General features: G+C 48.4%; 17 protein-coding genes. 11 read left to right on the top strand and 6 right to left on the bottom strand.

Going from position 1 to position 18,238, the window contains the following annotated elements:
- Positions 1–81: 81 nt before the first annotated feature.
- The 4 genes from BEL04_RS17575 to BEL04_RS17560 form a co-directional block, all read right to left on the bottom strand.
- A complete protein-coding gene (locus tag BEL04_RS17575; RefSeq protein ID WP_066006085.1) occupies positions 82–1,104 on the bottom strand; it encodes an LD-carboxypeptidase in 1,023 nt (340 codons plus the stop codon).
- Between the two features lie 30 nt (positions 1,105–1,134).
- A complete protein-coding gene (locus tag BEL04_RS17570) occupies positions 1,135–1,809 on the bottom strand; it encodes a DUF2461 domain-containing protein (protein ID WP_066006084.1) in 675 nt (224 codons plus the stop codon).
- Between the two features lie 162 nt (positions 1,810–1,971).
- Positions 1,972–2,613 carry a hypothetical protein gene (locus tag BEL04_RS17565; RefSeq protein ID WP_083227977.1) on the bottom strand — a complete coding sequence of 214 codons (642 nt, stop codon included), beginning with the start codon at positions 2,611–2,613 and terminating at the stop codon, positions 1,972–1,974.
- A 2-nt stretch (positions 2,614–2,615) separates the two neighbouring features.
- A complete protein-coding gene (locus BEL04_RS17560; protein WP_066006257.1) occupies positions 2,616–3,464 on the bottom strand; it encodes an oxaloacetate decarboxylase in 849 nt (282 codons plus the stop codon).
- A 280-nt stretch (positions 3,465–3,744) separates the two neighbouring features.
- On the opposite strand from BEL04_RS17560, the gene BEL04_RS17555 reads away from it, so the two are divergent.
- From BEL04_RS17555 to BEL04_RS17545, 3 genes are all read left to right on the top strand, one after another.
- Positions 3,745–4,611, top strand: a complete 867-nt coding sequence (locus BEL04_RS17555; RefSeq protein WP_066006082.1) for a hypothetical protein — start codon at positions 3,745–3,747, stop codon at positions 4,609–4,611.
- A 186-nt stretch (positions 4,612–4,797) separates the two neighbouring features.
- Positions 4,798–5,520, top strand: a complete 723-nt coding sequence (locus BEL04_RS17550) for a cupin domain-containing protein (RefSeq protein ID WP_175404104.1) — start codon at positions 4,798–4,800, stop codon at positions 5,518–5,520.
- 229 nt (positions 5,521–5,749) lie between these two features.
- A complete protein-coding gene (locus BEL04_RS17545) occupies positions 5,750–6,397 on the top strand; it encodes a heparin lyase I family protein (RefSeq protein ID WP_066006080.1) in 648 nt (215 codons plus the stop codon).
- A 79-nt stretch (positions 6,398–6,476) separates the two neighbouring features.
- Here BEL04_RS17545 and BEL04_RS17540 read toward each other — a convergent pair whose 3' ends face one another.
- Complete coding sequence (locus tag BEL04_RS17540) at positions 6,477–6,656, bottom strand: hypothetical protein (protein ID WP_066006079.1); 180 nt, start codon at positions 6,654–6,656, stop codon at positions 6,477–6,479.
- A gap of 146 nt (positions 6,657–6,802) precedes the next feature.
- On the opposite strand from BEL04_RS17540, the gene BEL04_RS17535 reads away from it, so the two are divergent.
- The 8 genes from BEL04_RS17535 to BEL04_RS17500 all read left to right on the top strand — a co-directional run bounded on the left by BEL04_RS17535 (position 6,803) and on the right by BEL04_RS17500 (position 17,677).
- The gene (locus BEL04_RS17535; protein ID WP_066006078.1) at positions 6,803–10,489 is read left to right on the top strand and encodes a two-component regulator propeller domain-containing protein; all 3,687 of its coding nucleotides are present in this window, start codon (positions 6,803–6,805) and stop codon (positions 10,487–10,489) included.
- Between the two features lie 139 nt (positions 10,490–10,628).
- Positions 10,629–11,339, top strand: a complete 711-nt coding sequence (locus BEL04_RS17530; protein WP_066006077.1) for a DUF92 domain-containing protein — start codon at positions 10,629–10,631, stop codon at positions 11,337–11,339.
- Positions 11,340–11,457: 118 nt separating this feature from the next.
- The gene (locus BEL04_RS17525; RefSeq protein ID WP_066006076.1) at positions 11,458–11,856 is read left to right on the top strand and encodes a VOC family protein; all 399 of its coding nucleotides are present in this window, start codon (positions 11,458–11,460) and stop codon (positions 11,854–11,856) included.
- A gap of 101 nt (positions 11,857–11,957) precedes the next feature.
- Positions 11,958–13,088: an ankyrin repeat domain-containing protein gene (locus BEL04_RS17520; RefSeq protein WP_066006075.1), complete on the top strand. Its 1,131-nt coding sequence runs from the start codon at positions 11,958–11,960 to the stop codon at positions 13,086–13,088.
- Positions 13,085–13,696, top strand: coding sequence for a GNAT family N-acetyltransferase (locus BEL04_RS17515; RefSeq protein WP_083227975.1), 612 nt, complete (start codon positions 13,085–13,087; stop codon positions 13,694–13,696). The genes BEL04_RS17520 and BEL04_RS17515 overlap by 4 nt, the downstream gene beginning before the upstream one ends.
- Positions 13,693–14,664, top strand: a complete 972-nt coding sequence (locus BEL04_RS17510; RefSeq protein ID WP_066006073.1) for an ankyrin repeat domain-containing protein — start codon at positions 13,693–13,695, stop codon at positions 14,662–14,664. The genes BEL04_RS17515 and BEL04_RS17510 overlap by 4 nt, the downstream gene beginning before the upstream one ends.
- Positions 14,665–15,123: 459 nt before the next feature.
- Positions 15,124–16,602, top strand: coding sequence for a PAS domain S-box protein (locus tag BEL04_RS17505; protein WP_066006072.1), 1,479 nt, complete (start codon positions 15,124–15,126; stop codon positions 16,600–16,602).
- 739 nt (positions 16,603–17,341) lie between these two features.
- Complete coding sequence (locus BEL04_RS17500; RefSeq protein ID WP_139113086.1) at positions 17,342–17,677, top strand: hypothetical protein; 336 nt, start codon at positions 17,342–17,344, stop codon at positions 17,675–17,677.
- A gap of 2 nt (positions 17,678–17,679) precedes the next feature.
- Here BEL04_RS17500 and BEL04_RS17495 read toward each other — a convergent pair whose 3' ends face one another.
- On the bottom strand, positions 17,680–18,234 hold the full coding sequence (locus BEL04_RS17495) for a histidine phosphatase family protein (RefSeq protein WP_066006070.1): 555 nt from the start codon (positions 18,232–18,234) through the stop codon (positions 17,680–17,682).
- Positions 18,235–18,238 lie beyond the last annotated feature (4 nt).

The raw sequence follows: 18,238 nt of genomic DNA, 5'->3' as shown, positions 1-18,238 counted from the left end.
GTTTAATTTGCAATACGAAACAGCCAGGTTAATTTGCCCCAATGATACATTGTTTTATTGCAATATAAAAACAGGCCCGGATCAGACAGCCGTTAACGTACTGCCATCCACGCTAACCTCCAACCGGTGTTTAACTCCGCATTTAAAGGCGAAATTGGCCCGCTGGTGCCCTACCGGGAAATCGAAACAAACCGGGTAACCGTACTCCTGCACTTTTTCCATCACAATTTCGGGTACGGTTTTGCCGAACTCTTCGCCGGGCTCATCGGGTTTGATCTTAAAACCACCCACGATCAGTCCCGCCAGTTTATCGAGCTTGCCCGAGCGCTTAAGGTTCCAGAACATGCGGTCGATGTTATACAGGTACTCACCGGTATCTTCTACAAAAAGTATTTTGCCCTTGGTTTCGAGGTCGGATTGCGTGCCCGACAGCGTGGCAATCATACTCAGGTTGCCGCCAACCAATACGCCTTCGGCTTTGCCTGCGCGGTTCAGGGCAGAGGCCGGCGACTGGTAGTTCATCTCTTCACCAAGCAGCGCCTGTTTAATAGATAAAATGGTGGCTACCTGTATAGGCTCGGCTTTCGACCAGTCATCGGGGAAGCTGTTGCACATTTTGGAGTGCAGGGTTGCAATACCGTAATGCCGGTTAATATGGCAATGCAATACCGTGATATCGCTGAAGCCGATGACCCATTTGGGATGCTTTTTAAATTTTTTGAAGTTAATCCTGTCGATGATCCGCACCAATCCGTAACCTCCCCTGGCGCACATGATGGCCTTGATATCCGGGTTATCCAGCATCTGCTGCAGATCGACAGCGCGCTCATCATCGGTACCCCCATAGGTATAGTCTTTTTTACCGATGGTTGGCCCTATCAGTACCTTAAAACCCCAGCTCTCCATCAGCTGCGCAGCTGTTTGCACTTCGGTCAGGCTGATATACCCCGCCGGACTGGTAATACCGATGGTATCGCCGGGTTGCAGGTATGGCGGAGTTTTTCGTGTGCGCGGAACAGGGCTATCTGAAGCAGCCCATGCCGGCGTGGCCGAGATAGCTGCCCCGGCAGTTATTAACGAGGAGATGAAGTGTTTGCGATCCATAGTACCCGGGCAAGATAACAAATAATGCCATCACAGTGCAATACCGTTCCCGTCGGCGGTCAGCACCTCGCTCATATGGTCGAAAAACGGCCTCATATTTCTGAATGCCTCATCGGCGGCAGCCAGGAAGCCTGGTGATAAAACTTCTTCGTCGGTAAAATGGCGTATCAGTAAAAACTGCTTGTACCGCAACAAGCCGACCGCCTCATGATCGGCCGGGAAGCCTTTAGGCGTGGTTTTTAATTGTTCGCCGCGCAGTTCGCCAAACGTATCGATAAAGGGCTTGCTGTTTAAAATAGCGCGCAGCGGCGAAGGATCGAAAGCGATATCGTTGCGGATCAGTTTCAGATCGCCGGCATTCGGGCCAAAAAAACCACCGGCCGCAAAACTGTTGCCCGGCTCCAGGTGAAAATAATAACCGCCACGCCGGTGTTTGCCTGCCCGTTGAAACTTACCGCTCCAATGTGCTTTGTAAGGTGTCTTATCTTTCGAGAAACGTGTATCGCGGTAAATGCGGAACAGGCTTTTTTTGCCCGATGGCGTTTCGATCACATCGTGCACATTAAGCTTTTTTAATAAAGCATCGGCAAACTTTTCGATGTTAACCAGTTCGGCGTCGAACTCATCCTTATGCGCCGCGAACCATTCGCGGTTATTATTTTGTTTGAGATTTTTTAAAAAACGAAAGCCTGAGGCGCTGATCATAGTGGTTGTTTTATCAAAGATAATATAAACGTAAGGCTGCTCCGGAGGAGCAGCGCGCTTTTTGTTTACTATGCTATAAACAGGTAGTCCCACCGGGACTTAACTCGTCTATTCAACTCCGGAGGAGTATCCTGTTTATTAGAAATTATCCAGAAATTGACTTTACTCCGGAGAAGTGTCCTGTTTTACGGTCATAGTTCCCATCTGTGGCAGATAACCCGCGCTGAATGTATTGACTATCGATCGAGGTGTTAAAACTTCTAACATGCTATTGGCCGGGAAAGCTATTTTATCCTCGTAGCCGAAAGGTGTCCACAAATACAGGCCGCCATTCGCAACAAGATAAGGTTGTTCGTTAACCAAAACAAAAGCGCCATCGGGTAATGTGGTCACATCATCCATATAGGTTATTTTCGATTTATTTTTCCCTATCCTTTCGCGATGGATAATATCGTCGATTTGATGGATGGATGTTTTTTCATCAAAACCATACGCAGGGTTACCGGCCAGCCAGGCCGCTTTAAAGCGCTGATGATCAGCATAACGGCATTGAAAACATGGCCGGTGCCCGGCTGAAAAAGCTGTCGCCTCATCAACGAAGAAGAGTTCGGTCCAGCGATCAGGCATCATCACCTCACGGTGGCGTCCGCGAAACTCCAGCATGCAGATTATCCAGGCTTTCAGCCTGAAAGGGCGTGCAATTTCCTTATTTTCATTATGGATCACGCCGCGGTTACCCAGCCATGCGCCGCGCGCAGGTGTTTTAATGATATCCCCAAACGGGTTTACACGGTTCTGCAGCATGATTACTGACCGGCAAATAGTTTATTAATATCGGCATAAGGTTTGGCATCATCGGCAAAATTGAACGTGCCGTTTTGTGCCACCTCTTCAACAGCCCTGTAAAAACCGCCGTAAGCCGCACGTATAAACGCCGAACCCAAGCTCACCCGTTTCACGCCCAGGTCTTCCAGCATATTCAGCGAAAAATTGCCGCCGGTAAAACCCATTACCACGCTTAGCGGCTTTGGCGCTACCGCTTTAACCGCAATTGCTATATCCTGCGGGGTTCTTAAGCCCGGCGCAAAAAGCACATCGGCACCGGCATCGGCGAAAGCTACAAGGCGGTTAATGGTATCTTTCAGATCGGGCCTGCCGTAGATCAGGTTCTCGGCCCGCGCTGTCAAGGTAAACGGGAACGGCAAACTGCGCGCTGCAGTTACCGCTGCTTTCACCCGTTCAACAGCCTGGTCGAATGGATAAATATGATCATTAATATTACCCGTGTTGTCTTCGATCGAGCCACCACAAAGCCCTGTTTTGGCCGCCAGCAAAATGGTTTCGGCACAAGCTTCCGGTTCATCGCCAAAACCATTCTCCAGGTCGGCAGCCACAGGCAAATCAACCGCGTCGGCAATACTTCCGGCATTTTGTAAAGTTTCGTCGCGGGTGATCGAAGCATAACCATCGGGTTTACCCAGGGCATAAGCCAGGCCTGCGCTGGTAGTGGTCAATGCCTTAAAACCAAAACTCTGAAGCACTTTTGCAGAGCCCGCATCCCAGGGATTGGGGATCACAAAAATACCGGGCTGCCGGTGCAAAACCCTGAAAGCTTCGGCTTTTGCCAGTAAAAAAGGTTTTGTCGGTGTAGTCATAAGGTTAGAGGTTTTTAGGGCTAAATTAAGGAAATAAACAAAAAAGCCCCCAAAACCTTTGGGAGCAATTTTACAGATAAACATCGGTGTAAGATATTTTATTGTTGACTATTTGGGCAAATTGATATTCCGCTTAAAGCCACCGGCAACACAGGCAATGCGGGTTAATGGTTGCCCGGTGCAAATAATTTTTCTACGGTTGAAATTATTTCAGGGTAGGGGCAACCTTATTGCGACCCGGCTTGTCATGCAGGCGAAAACAAAAAATTAATCCTGCATTATGAAAACAAGAAAAAAACTCAACCTGGCCATTGTTGTCGTTATTGCTTTGATCCTGGTTAATGTGTCGTGCAAAAAAACAAACACGGCCGATCCCGCTAACAACAACCAGCCGCCAGCTGTAACAGGTGTACAGATAACTGCCAATACCACCTTTGGCAACATATTAACAGATAACAATGGCTTTACGCTTTACTTTTTCGCCAAAGATGTATCCGGCACCTCGGCTTGCGCCGGGGCCTGCAATACTACATGGCCCGTATTTTACAAGCAAAACCCCAGCATCGGCACCGGTTTAAACTCAAGCGATTTTGGTGTGATTACCAGGAGCGACGGCGCAAAACAAACCACCTACAAAGGTTGGCCTCTGTATTATAACGTTAACGACACCAAGGCCGGTGATGTGCGTGGCGATGGTACCGGTCAGCTCTGGATGGTTGCCAGGAATGATTATGCGGTTATGGTTGCCAACGCCCAGCTTGTCGGGTCGGATGGCCAGCAATATAACGACCAGGGAGCGCTTGGCCAGGGAGCATCGCAATACATTACCGATTACAATGGCCGTACGCTTTATTTATATACCAAAGATACGGCGAACAAGAACACATTCACCAAGCCCGATTTTTCCAACGAGAGCGCATGGTCAATCTATGTCGAACTTAACCCCATAGGCAGCATACCAAGCATATTGGATAAAACGCAGTTCGGGCTCGCCGTTTTCCAGGGAACTAATTCGAACAAGTCGCAATTAACTTATAAAAACCACCCGCTGTATTATTTTGGCGGCGACGGTACAACAGCCGGCTCGACCAAGGGCGTAAGTAACAGTTCATGGCGCATTGCCAACAGCAATACAGTTGCTTTATAATACATTCTCATGTAAAATCCAGGGCTTCCGGTTCAATTCCGGGGCCCTTTTTGTTTTTATAGACATATCAAAATACCTGGTTATTTATTGCCGAATAAATAACCAAAATATCATTACTTTAGATATCATTTCAAAACCATGAGAAGAATAATCCTGTTCGTTTTCGTTTTTGTCTATTTTCAATCTATGGCTCAGTTAAAACCAGTTTCATCGGGCGCATACCGTTGGGCGGATATCCCGGTAGTAAAAAGCAACGACCGCGAAGGCCGTAAAATAATGGAAGGCACCACCGCCGGGTTCGATTATTTTGAGGTGCATGCTACCACACAATACAAAGGAGCTGTACCTAAACCATCGCATACGCAAACCGATATCGAAGAGCTGATCTTTGTTAAAGAAGGCACGCTGAAGTTTACCATGGGCGCCGACAGCAAGATTTTGGGCAAAGGCAGCATCATCCTCATCCCGCCGCACGAGGCACAGGCCATACAAAACGTTGGCGACGGGCCGCTGACCTATTATGTAATGATGTTCCGCTCGAAAAACAAAATGGATATGGAACGCTCGGCCAAAGCCGGCGGACCGGTAATGTTAAATGCCGACTCGTTAAAATTTGTGCCTTCGGCAAAAGGAGGCGGCATTAAATATTTTGAAAGGCCAACAGCCATGCTCAGCAAACTCGAAATGCACATTACTCAGCTAAATGCCCAAGGCCCGAGCCACACGCCGCATACACATCCCGATACTGAAATGATCATTATATTGGAAGGCGATACCTATATGACCATTGCCGGTAAAACCTACCAGGCCACTGCCGGAGATATTTACCTGGCCAACAGCAACGAACTGCATGGTATTGGCAACGCCAAGGATGCAACCTGCCGTTACCTGGCTATCAGGTGGTTGTAAACATAAATGCCTTTAGCTCAGATCTAAAGGTACTGCCTTAAGTTGCAGGTAATAGTTTTTGGTCTGATCTTAAAACAGACAAGCAGTGACCGATCCATCTCAAACTATGAAAAAAATAAATTTGCGCCTTACAACGGCGCTTATTGTTTGCTGTATTTTAGGCCCCGGGCTACTGTCTGCAAGCCGGGCTCATCTGCAATCATCAATTGCGCATCCTTTAGACACGACTATGGCTTTACTGTGGAATGGCGACGCAGCCTTAGGCCCAACTGTTTTTAAAGTGCTGGAAACTGACAGTTTGGGCAGCATTTCGGTAGTTCAGGATTCACTGGCAGGCAAAGTTTGGAAAATACATAAACCCGTAAAAAACCATCGCACAGAAGTGCATGCGGCAAGTGGCTTTGTGGCCGGCGAGGGCGATGATATTTATATCGGATGGCGCTCGAAACTGGATATACCCGAACATGCACAAACTTTTGCCGTTTTTCAATGGAAGGCTTACGGGGATAACATGATGCAAAATTTTCCGCTGGTTTTCAAGACCCTGATAACCGGCGAAATTCAATTGCAATATGCAACCCCGCAAAAGGTTCATATCGGCCTATGGTCGGCACCTTTAAGTCGTAACGAATGGAATGATTTTGTGCTGCATTTATATATATCCCGCGACCCTGCCAAAGGTTTCGTCGAATTCTGGTATAACGGAGTGCAGCAACAACTTGCCGGAAGCGCGGCGCGTTATTATGGGCGCACGCTCGACGCAGGGCATTGCGACCCCAAGTGGGGCGTATATGGCGGCGACGCCTATACCATTACCAATTACGTGGCCGCGCTTAAGATAGGCCCGAACTACACCGGCGTAGCGCCCAAACATTAGCTATTCGCTGTTAGCGGTATTCCATCTGGTTTATGTTCGCGATCGGTTCATTTAGGGATATTCACTTGTTCGCCCGTGTTTACCTTGCAAATTTCTGGTTCCGGGCCTTTCGCATCCAATACACCAGTTTAGCGTAGCTCAACTTATTCATCCTGCAATACTCCAGTTGTGTGAGGCCGCTAAGCCTGATCCTTTCCAGGTGCAGGGCCATCTCTTCACGAACGTTGCCCGAAGGGCTTGGGTAACTTTGTCTCAACATTTTGTAATTGGTTATAACAGGCCTCAAAAGTATTTGCCGGGCCGCATTAAATCCTGTAATGACGTTCCGGATAACAGGTACTCACGTTTCATCAAAGACGGTAAAAAAGCTTGCCGATAATTTTTACTTTTGGATCAGACTGCTCCATGTTAAAGGATAATCATAGTTTCCGGATGAAAAGCTTGCTCGTGATCATACTCTGGTTATGCCCGTTCGTACATTCCATGGGGCAGGCGCCCGATCTCAAATTCGAGCACCTTAATACCGAAAACGGGCTATCGCAAAACACTATAACCGGCATAGTTAAAGATAAATACGGCTTTATGTGGTTCGGTACCTGGGCGGGCCTTTGCCGGTATGACGGGTACAGGTTCAAAGTTTACCACTACGAACAGGGCAACCCCAGAAGTGTTATCAACAACCGGATCATGAACATCAGTAAGGATGCCGATCAAAATCTGTGGATCGTAACCCTGAATAATACCATCGTATGCAAATACCATTACGAAACGGACGACTTTGAGCGGATACCGGCCAAGCGTCTGGACAGGTTTTTTCGCAGGCAGATCAGCAGAAACTGGCACCTGGCTCATGCAGCCGTTAATTACAAAGGATATCAATGGGATATCGGCATTGCACAGAAAGACCTGATACAAACCGATCTCGTTACAAAAACTGCGAAACATTATACTATTGATCCTGAAAACCGCTGGTCGTTAAACGATCCTTTTGTTACCGATCTGTACCTGGACGATGAGCACATCCTGTGGGTGGGTACCTTTAGCAATGGCATTAACAAAGCTAACCTCGATGCCAAGCCATTCCGTCATGCCGATCACGATCCCCGTAACCCTAACTCTGTTATCGATAACAATATCCACACCATAGCCGAAGATAAGCAAGGCAACACCTGGATAGGCACGCGCGACAAAGGCATAACGATAATTTCCCGCAACCATGCTTTCCGGCATCTTACGGAGGGTAAAAACGGGCTCAACAGTAACTTTATCAAAACCATTTTTTGCGACTCGCGCGGGTATACCTGGATAGGTACCTTACGGGGATTGGATGGCTTCGACCCGGCAACGGGTAAAATAAAGCACTATACCGGGTCGGACCTTAAAAGCGCGCACGTATACGGTATTACCGAGGATCATTTGCACCAGGTATGGTTTGCTTCGTGGAACGGTATTTACAAATATATACCCGCACGCGATTCGCTGATCCATCAAAACGCACCCGGCTTGCCCGACAAATCAGTTATGACGATCATGGAGGACAAAAAAGGCACGATATGGGTTGGCTGTGAAGGGGGTGGTATAGCCGTGTTTAAACCGTCGGGGCCAGCCGATTTGCAACTCGTCAGCCACCTGCAGCATAACGATGCCCAATCCAACTCGATCAGCGACGACAGGGTTTACAGCCTTTTTCAGGATATTGATCAGCATATCTGGATCGGAACAGGTGGCGGTCTAGATCGCCTTGATCTGCTCAATCACTCTTTTAAGCATTTTGCCGCCTCACCAAATGGGTTAACTAACACCAATATCACCGGCATTGTCGAAGATGATAACGGCTCGGTATGGGTAAGCCATAACAGGGGCGTTTCGCGGATTGATAAACATACGCTAACAGTCAGAAATTTCTCTACGCAAGACGGCTTGCAGGGCAACGACTTTTCGGACGGCGGTATTTTTAAAAGCCGGTCGGCCGCCGTGCTTTACCTGGGCGGTAACAACGGGTTTAATATTTTCTGCCCGGATAGCATTAAATCAAGCCCCGGCGTGCCTAAGGTGGTGCTAACCGAACTACAGGTGCTCAATAAGCCCGTCAACGTAAAAGATACGGTTAATGGCCGGGTGTTGCTGCAAAAACCGCTGTACATGACGCCTGCCATCAACCTGCATTACCCGGATAAAAGCATAGCCATTGAGTTTGCAGGGTTACATTATGCCAACCCTTCGGGCGTTAAGTATGCCTATATGCTGCAGGGCTTTGATAAGGACTGGATATATGCCGATGCTTCGAGCCGCATTGCTACTTACTCCAACCTTTCGCGTGGCAATTATGTCTTCAGGGTAAAAGCCTCAAACAGTGATGGTGTGTGGAACCCTGTCGCTGCCACGTTGCAGATCACGGTGCTTCCACCCTGGTGGGCAAGTACCTGGGCCTTTATTGGCTATGCCCTGTTCATCACCGGGTTGCTGTATATCTTTTACGCTTATTCGTTAAGGTACGAGCGGCTTAAAAACAAACTGAGTTACGAGCAATTGCTGCACGAAAAAGAACTCGAGATGCGCCAGAGCAAGATCGAGTTCTTTACCAATATTTCGCACGAGATCAAAACCCCGCTTTCGCTGATACTGGCGCCTATAGAACGGCTGGTATCCGAGGTAAGAGATCCGCATACCACCAGCCAGTTGCAGACCATGAAAAACAGTGGCGACAGGTTGCTTAAGCTCATCAACCAGTTGCTGGATATCAGGCGGTTCGAAACCGGGAACGACAAGTTGCGCCTGCAGCAAGGTGACCTGGTAAGTTTTGTTAAAAGGATAGCCGACTCGTTCGAACCACTATCTGCCCAGAAACATATCCAACTCAGGTATGATACCCGGATTGAGGCGATGGTGAGCAGTTTCGATCCGGATAAGATTGAGAAAGTATTATACAACTTACTATCCAACGCTTTTAAGTTTACACCGCAGGGCGGAGAGATCATAGTAAGTATGCGGCATACCAGCGAAGGCGACAATAATTACGTGATTATTGAGGTGACCGACAATGGATCCGGGATACCGGAAAAAGAACTCGAAACGATATTCAGACCTTTCGAACAGGCTTCGACCAATAAAGCCGGGGGTACCGGCTTAGGCCTGGCTTATGCTAAAGCATTGATCGAAATGCATGGCGGGAGCATCCGTGCAGAAAGCGGCATGACTAACGGACAGAGCAGAACTACTTTTACCGTCAAGCTTCCTGTCGATATTGACGAAGCAGCCGTTGCAATAACAACCGAACCAATTGTTCAAAACGAAGAAATCATTGCAGTAGCAGGCAATGGGCTAAAAATAGATGGGAAAACACCAACACTGCTGCTGGTTGACGATAGCTTTGAACTGAGAAAATACCTTCGCGATTATTTTGCTGCGACGTACAATGTATTGGAAGCGGCAAACGGTGCAGAGGGTTTAGCCCTGGCCGGCAAACAGACGCCCGATCTCATCATCAGCGATATGATGATGCCCGAAATGGATGGACTGGAGTTGTGCCGCAGGTTGAAGACCGGCCCCATGACCAGCCATATCCCCGTGATATTGCTCACCGCACGCACGCCCGTAGAATACCAGGTTGAAGGACTAACGAACGGTGCCGATGATTACCTAACCAAGCCTTTTAACCTGCAATTGCTATCCGCCAAAGTGAAAAATATGCTCGATACCAGGATCAAGCTCCGCGAAAAGTATCAAAACGCGATCGGCATCGGTACGGTAGATATTTTCCCCGAATCGCCGGATGAAAAACTGCTTAAAAAAGTGATCGGGCTGGTCGAAAAAAACATTGCCGGTACCGAACTCGATGTAGAAAGCATAGGCCGCGACATCGGCTTGAGCCGCACACAGCTATACCGCAAAATGAAAGCCCTCACGGGCCTGAGCATGGGCGAAGTGATCAAAGACATTCGGCTGAAACATGCCCGGCAATTACTGGCAGGCAAAAAGTTTAACGTGAACGAGGTTGCCTATATGACAGGCTTCAGCGACCCGGACTATTTCCGTAAATGCTTTAAAGCACAGTTTGGTGTATCTCCTTCTGAGTATGGGAAGATTGGGTGATTCCTGGTTTGGGAAAAGACGGCCCGTAAAAAATCAATCGACTTGCCCCCGGCAACTTATTGTATAAATATCCCGTAGTCAAGCATAGTGAAAGATAAAATATTTTACCTTGGTCTGGTAATGATACCGGAAATATAACATGCCGAAAAGCGATCTGATCTGTTACATCATTTTAGCCTTTGCCGCGCTGCTCAGTTTCAAAACCGGTAAACTAAGTGCAGTCGCCGCGTTAACCGGCCTGCTGGTAGCTTTGCTGATTTACCAGGGCAGCGGCTACACAGGCATTGCGATGCTTGCCTTGTTTTTTATTGCAGGTTCGTGGGCTACGAGCTGGCAATATCAGCAAAAAGTTTTGCTCGGCGCGGCAGAGCAGCGGCATGGCCGGCGAACGCCGGGACAGGTACTTGCCAACAGCGGGGTGGCTGCAATAACAGGTTTGGTTTGCCGCTTGGATCCTAACCTGTCGGCTATGCTACAGTTGATGATGGCAGGTAGCCTGGCCGCAGCCACAGCCGATACCTTATCCTCAGAGTTGGGCACGCTTTACGGGCGCAGGTTCTATCATATCCTCAGCCTCAGGCCCGGCCAACGCGGCTTAGATGGGGTAATCAGCCTCGAGGGCACGTTAATCGGCATCATCGGCTCGGCGCTTGTTGCGCTGGTTTATGCCCTGGGGCACCGCTGGGGCTGGCCGGTACTATGGGTAATCATTGCCGGAACGGCAGGTAACCTGGCAGATTCGGTACTGGGCGCTACCCTCGAGCGTAAAGGCATGATCGGCAATAACCTGGTGAATTTTCTGAACACTCTTACCGGGGCATTAACCATTTGGTTGCTGTCGGCATTATAAGCTAATCCACTTAGCCCATAATTACTTAGTAACAATTTCCGGCAAATCAACTGCATAGCTCCTTAGGTTAACTATCCTGAATTTTCATTTTAAGGATTCGTTAGCTAACTTAGTATTCATGTCAGACCTTGGTTTTATATCGCCTTTCTTTATCGTGTCCGATCTGATGGAGTCGGTCGGCTTTTATGTCGGTAAGCTGGGCTTTGAAGTGCAGTATATCGCAGAGGAAGGAGATCCTTATTTTGCGATGCTCGGCCGCGGCGGTGTATCCATCATGCTGAAATCAAGCGGACAGCCCCTGCCCAACCATACCCGTTATGACTGGGCAGTTTGGGATGCACATATAGGCGCCACCGATCCGGACGCGCTGTATGAAGAATTTAAAACGAACGGCGTTTCTTTTGGCCAGCATTTACTGAACAATACGGATAATCTGCGGGGTTTTGCTGTTACTGATCCCAATGGCTACCGCCTATTTTTTGGGCGGCCTTTAGCCACAGAGGAGCAGGACAAATGATCTGCAACCTGGAAACTTACCGGATCAAGATAGATTGGGTCGCGGAGGCTGGAAACCCTTGCTGACCCCGTTCCGCTATAAACACAACAACCCGAACAACGATGGCTGAAATACCTGTAGACGAAAAAGAAAAAGCAGACCTGGCCGCCCAATTTGGCGACGAAGCCGCTGTGACGGCATTTCTCGAAAAATTCAGGGGGCATCTGCATTTTTCTGCGCCATGGTACGCAGAGGCTGGTTGCGACTGGTCTGAAGATGCAGCTTTTAATGCCCGGCAACTGATCAAGCACAAGCATTGGTTTGATACCTGGGAGGACTATGCGGATTTTCGGACCCGTTTAAAAACAGATACGCAACTGCATCAGTTTGAACTGGCTGCTGATGCTATTGCCGGCGGCGATATTACGACGTTAAGAACGCTGGTCAATCTCGATCCCGACCTCATTTCCATGCGTTCGCCGCGTGGCCATCATAGTACTTTATTGAATTATGTGGGCGCAAACGGCATAGAAGGCTGGCGACAAAAGACTCCTCAAAACGCCGCAGCAATCGCACAGGTGTTGCTGGATGCCGGCGCCGAAGTGGATGCCTGGGGCGATATGTATGGCGGCACTTCCACGCTGGGCCTGGTGGCAACAAGCGTACATCCGGTAAAAGCAGGTGTGCAGGAGGAACTGATGGATGTTCTGATCGGGCACGGCGCCGATCCTAATCATGCAGTAGCGCCAACGTATACCCATGGCCTGCTCATCCTGGCGTGTATCCATAACGGGCGTTACGAACCTATACACTATCTGGCCAGACATGGTGCTGTAGTCGATCTTGAAGCCGCAGGCGCCCTGGGCGACCTGGATAAGGTCAAATCGCTGTTTGCCGGCAGCCCGGCAGAAAAACGTGCACTGAGCCTGTGCTGGGCTTGCCAGTATGGGCATACGCCGGTGGTGCATTTCCTGTTAGGGCAGGGGCTATCCGTAAATACCTTTGCTAACGGAACCACGCCTTTGCTCTCTGCCGCCTTTGATGGCCAGCTGGAGCTGGTTAAAGAATTGCTGGCCCGGGGTGCAGATATGGAGGCCCAAAATGACTATGGCGGCACGGCGCTGGGCCAAACGCTTTGGTGTTTATACAACCACCGCAAACCCGCGCATTTGGAGATTATGGAGATCCTTTTGGCAAACGGCGCAAAGGTTAATGATGACTGGCAGTTTTATATCGACGATCAAAGATCATGATGGAAACGCTCCGGAAAATAGGCGTGGCTATTCGCCGTAGTTTTTTTGCCCTCAGGCGGCCCTCCAAACAGGGCAACAGCATGCGATTGAAAGAACGGGGCGAAAAACCGGAGGATATGCTCATTAGAGAAGCTTCCATAGACGATATTCCTGCCTTAGCCGAACTGCATGCCAAAACCTGGGCCGAAACGTACTGGACCGTTAAAAAACCACCGACTGCCGAACTAAGGGCCTGGCAATGGCACGAGCAATTTAAAGTACCCGGTAACAGTTGGTTCTGTTTTGTTTTGGAAAACAAAACGGGTAAACTCGTCGGCTTTGCCAAGGGCATTGTCGAAAAAAATGGAAAGGGCGGGCTAAATAAAATTTATTTATTACAACAATACCAGCGGCTGGGGCTTGGCCGGTTACTTATTGGCGCAGTGGCACACCGCTTTTTGAGGTTAAATATTAATTTTATGTCGGTATATGCCGAAGCTTCCAACCCTTCGTGCTGGTTCTATGAAGCAATGGGCGGCGTAAAATCCCGGCATGCTAATGGCCAGATCAACCACGGCGGTTATTACTGGCCCGACCTGCATCAACTGGCTGAAAATTTCAAACCATGATACAACCACCCGAACTAAGACTGCATCTACCTAAGGAAGTAGGCGGTAAGCAAATAGCGACAACCACCGAAGTTTGGCAGATACTACAGGCTGCCCACGATGGCGACCTGGAAAAGATCAGGGAACTATCTGAAGATTGTCACGGCTTGTTATATGCCCAGTATAATTATGCGCCTCCCATTCATTTCGCTGTTCGGGAAGGGCATACCGAAGTGGTTAGATACTTGCTGGCAGAGGGTGCGCACGATCCGGATTATCATTTTTATCCTTTCCAGGAAACTATGCAGACTGTGGCGCGGGATCGCGGGTACCACGAGATTGCCGACATGTTGGATGATTATGCCCAAAATGGCGTTATCCGTTACACCGGCGATAACGGTCGGATATTTTACGAACGGACACCTGAGCAAACCGCATTTGAAAAAGCGGTTGGCCAGAACCAGCTCGCTGAAGTCAAAGCTATCTTAGCAGATCATCCGGAGTTTGCCTCAGATCATCATTATTTTTGGAGCGAAGGTATCCTGCTGTCCCCGGTTAAATTAGGAAATTTTGAGATGGCGGAATTGCTCATGGCATATGGTGCCACCGTACCCAACTTGCTCAAATGGGCACAGTTTTATTATTTTGAGACTTACGCACACGCCGAGTGGATCATGGCCCGTGGCATGAACCCCAATACGATGAGCTGGCAGCGGGTAACGATCCTGCACGATATGGCACAGAAAGGCTATTTGGATAAGGCCAAACTATTGATACGACATGGTGCGGAGCTCGACTCTATAGATGAAGCGTACCGGTCCACACCGCTCGGCCTTGCGTCGCGCTGGGGGCAACGGGAAATGGTCAGTTATTTACTGGAACAGGGTGCCGATCCGCAAAAAGCCGGGGCTCATTGGGCCACTCCGCTCGCCTGGGCGGAAAGTAAGGGCCATTACGAAATTGCTGAATTGTTAAAACGGAGTCTGTGAGGGTTGAATACCTGGAAAAGCTTTGTCAATAAATAAAGAATAATCCGGTTTTTAATTGCTATACCTGTGCTGTGCCAACAAAAAGTTGCGATTTTTGTTCGGAACCTTCTGTTTTGTATACGGAGAGGACTTTAATTATAACACAAAATTTCGTGTATGACTTAAAAAGAATGGCGGATTTAGACTTAAATGAATATAGTCTAAAAGACGATTTTGTAAAAAATCTAATACTTTGATTCGATGATAGTTAATCGGTGCCAAATGGGCGTAATGTTTCAGGTCATTCAATAATTTGGCACCCGACCCCTTCGCCTTTTTATCTTCCGGTAAACGGTTCGTCACACTGGAAAGCGGGAGACGGCATATGATTACCACCCATTTACTTGCATTTAAATTTAATTTTTACTTTTAGTTAAACTTTTGCTCTTTTTTTGCGTAAACAGGGTAAACGCCAAGAGGATGCTGAAGAATAGAACACCGGCGTTTATAGTGCTGCTGGCGCTGTGCTGGGCTTTTATAGCCGATCCGCTGATCACTTTACTGGCCGCTTATTTGGCCCCCCATCATGCGGACCTTTTCCGACGGGTTAACGATGTGTTGCTGATCCTGGTGGTGACAGCCGCGCTTTACCGGCCGTTGCAGCGGGCAGCAGGGCAGTACCGCCGCCTGTACCATGACATTCCGACACCCATGTATGTTTATGATCGCCAGACACTGCAGTTCCTGGCCGTGAACGATGCCGCGGTTAAGCGGTACGGTTACAGTTACCGGCAATTTTTAAGGATGAAAGCGAGCGATATCCGGCCGCCTGAAGAAACAGACCGGCTGCTGGAAGTGATCGCAGGTCTGTCTGCCGGTTATTCAGATGCCGGAAGATGGCAGCACATCACCGCCGCGGGCGAGGTGTTTTACGTGCGCATTTTTGCGCAGCCTACTTTGTTTAAAAACCGGAGGGCGGTGCAGATCGTCGCCATCGACATCGACAAAAAAATAAAAACCGAACGGGCTTTAGCGGAAAAGACGGCTGAACTGGAAAATGTGCTCGAAAGTATCACCGATGCTTTTTATACCGTGGATAAAGACTGGCGGTTTACTTATGTGAACAGCGAATACGAACGGGTGCAAAAACGGAACAGAAAGGACCTGCTGGGGAAGAACATCTGGGCCGAGTTCCCGTACGCTGCTGAACTGGCTTTCTATCAGCAATACCATTGGGCCATGGCCGAGCAGGTGAGCGTGCATTTTGAAGAATATAACCCTGCGCGGGATATGTGGGTAACCGCGAATGCCTACCCGACCGCCAGCGGCCTGGCCATTTATTTCCGGGATATCACGGCCGAAAAAAAGATCCGGGAAAAGGTCTACCTGGATGGCCAGAACCTGCGTGCCATTATCAATAATACCAGCGACCTGATCTGGTCGGTCGATCAACAGTTCAATATCATCACCGGCAACGAGGCTTTCTGGAAGCGGGTGGCCGAGCTCACGGGCAAGTCGGAGGCGACCATCACCAATGCGGACTTCGATCCCCAATTACTGGAAGGCTATATTGCCCATTACCAGGTCGCTTTCGCCGGCAAGGCCTTCCGGGTGGTCAGAGAGCGGCAAGATGCGGAAGGCATGGCCATCTTTGAACAATTGAGTTTCAACCCGATCTGCGACCAGCAAACCGTCATCGGCGTCAATTGCTACCTGCGGGACATTACCGAACAGCACCAGCATCTGCGAAAGATCGAAAAACAAAACCAGTGCCTGACCGAGATCGCCTGGCTGCAATCGCACAGCGTTCGGGCGCCGTTGGCTAATATACTCGGATTGGTACCGCTTTTTGAGCCGGACGACCCGGAAAATAAAGCGGTTCTTGAAAAGATCAGACTGGCTGCCGCAGAGCTGGATGAAGTGATCCGCGAAATTACCGCCTATGCCAATCAGGCTTGAGCTTTATTGACGATCAAATCATTGATCTCAACGAGCGATTCTTCAATCGGGAATCAAAAAACAACGTAAAATATTCAGCGCATTGTTCTCCGGGCATAATTGTGTATTCTGATTTAAAACATCGAACGGGTCGGATCAATGATTTTGGTGTTAATATCGGATTGATTAACAGATGGTTGGCACCAAAAAAAACTGGACAAAAGTAGATTTTACTCTTTGTACAGTCAAGTGGTACCAAGTGGGATCGCACCAGTGGCACAAGGACTTTCAGTCTTTTTTTCTGGCTCGTCGGCGCCATTTTTAAGTATAAAAAGCTCCTTAGTTAACACTAAGAAGCTTCTGCATTTTGGTGGTCAAGGGTTTAATTATAGCACAAGTCTCTCTAAATGACCCGAAAAAGGTTGCAGCTCAACTCTCACTTTCCCGGTTTATAATTCACCAGTATTGATCCTGTCGTTTTGCCATTAAAGGTCTTATTTAAACATGGATATAATCCAAACGATGATACCAATGACAACTAAAACGGCAAGGATACCAACCACTGCACCGGCTTTAAATATATCGCCGATTACAGTACACCCGCTTATGGTAGCTAACAATATAAGTAGTAAGGGTAAATAGGGTCTTTTCATAACAATTGGTTTTATATCATATATAATGAAAAGACCGGAGTATTTGTTTTGATTGTGCTGATAAATGCCGGTGTAATAAAATAAAATTTTTGCAAACCAAACACTTAATGCGTTGTTTAGCAGGTATGAACGGGAATGTGTACATGCTTCGAACCAGCCTTCGCCACCTGTCTTCCGAAATTATTTACTCACGCGATACGGCTTTGAAAGTAAGGGTTTATAACCTTTCGGAAGTGAATTTTAAGGCCGACGATAATGAGATACAGCTATACGGATGGTGTAACGAGGATCTGTTGGCGTTTGAAACGATCGATATTCAGCCCGAGGACGCTATGGATATCATTATGGCCATTAAATGGTATGCTCAATATGTTGGTTGTGCCGATATGGAAATACTACCTGACGACCCAAGGCAAAAACGCGGGCATGAGATAGCTGTTTAGCATCAGAATGAGCAATTTGATGAAGGTTTGATATCCTCTTTGTCTTTGCTGTAAGTGGCTGTTCCATTGGTGATGGTCACTATCCAGATGCTGTCAAAATCGTCGCCATGCCATTTTTTATCAAAATTGGGCACACCCAATGCCCGTACAATAGCGGCGATTGACTGATGATCCCACACAACCAGTACAGTGCCCTTGCGGCTTTTCAGATCGGCGGCCATTTGCAGCGAATCCTTTTCGTGGTGCGAACTGTTTAATGTTAAACCATATTTAACAGCTGTGGGCGTGATGGTTTGGAACATACGCGATTGCGTGGTCGACGTTCCATTGCCTACCGAAGGTATGAACGTGAAATTTGGGATGCCTATTTTCTTTTTAATTACCCCGGGCAGTTGTAAAGCGCGGTTTTCGCCCTGGCAATCAAGGTTATCGCCCTTGGCTGGCTTTTCGCCGTGCCTGATGAAGTAGATGGTTACCGAAGGATTTGCCGGTTTGCGGAAAGCCATGGCAGTTATACTCAATAATGCCAGCGTCAGCAGGAGTGCTTGATATCTCATTGCA

The sequence above is a fragment of the Mucilaginibacter sp. PPCGB 2223 genome, from assembly GCF_001705515.1.
GTDB lineage: Bacteria > Bacteroidota > Bacteroidia > Sphingobacteriales > Sphingobacteriaceae > Mucilaginibacter.
The sequence above is the reverse complement of the archived record's forward strand: the minus strand, read 5'-3'. Positions and strand labels throughout refer to the sequence as shown.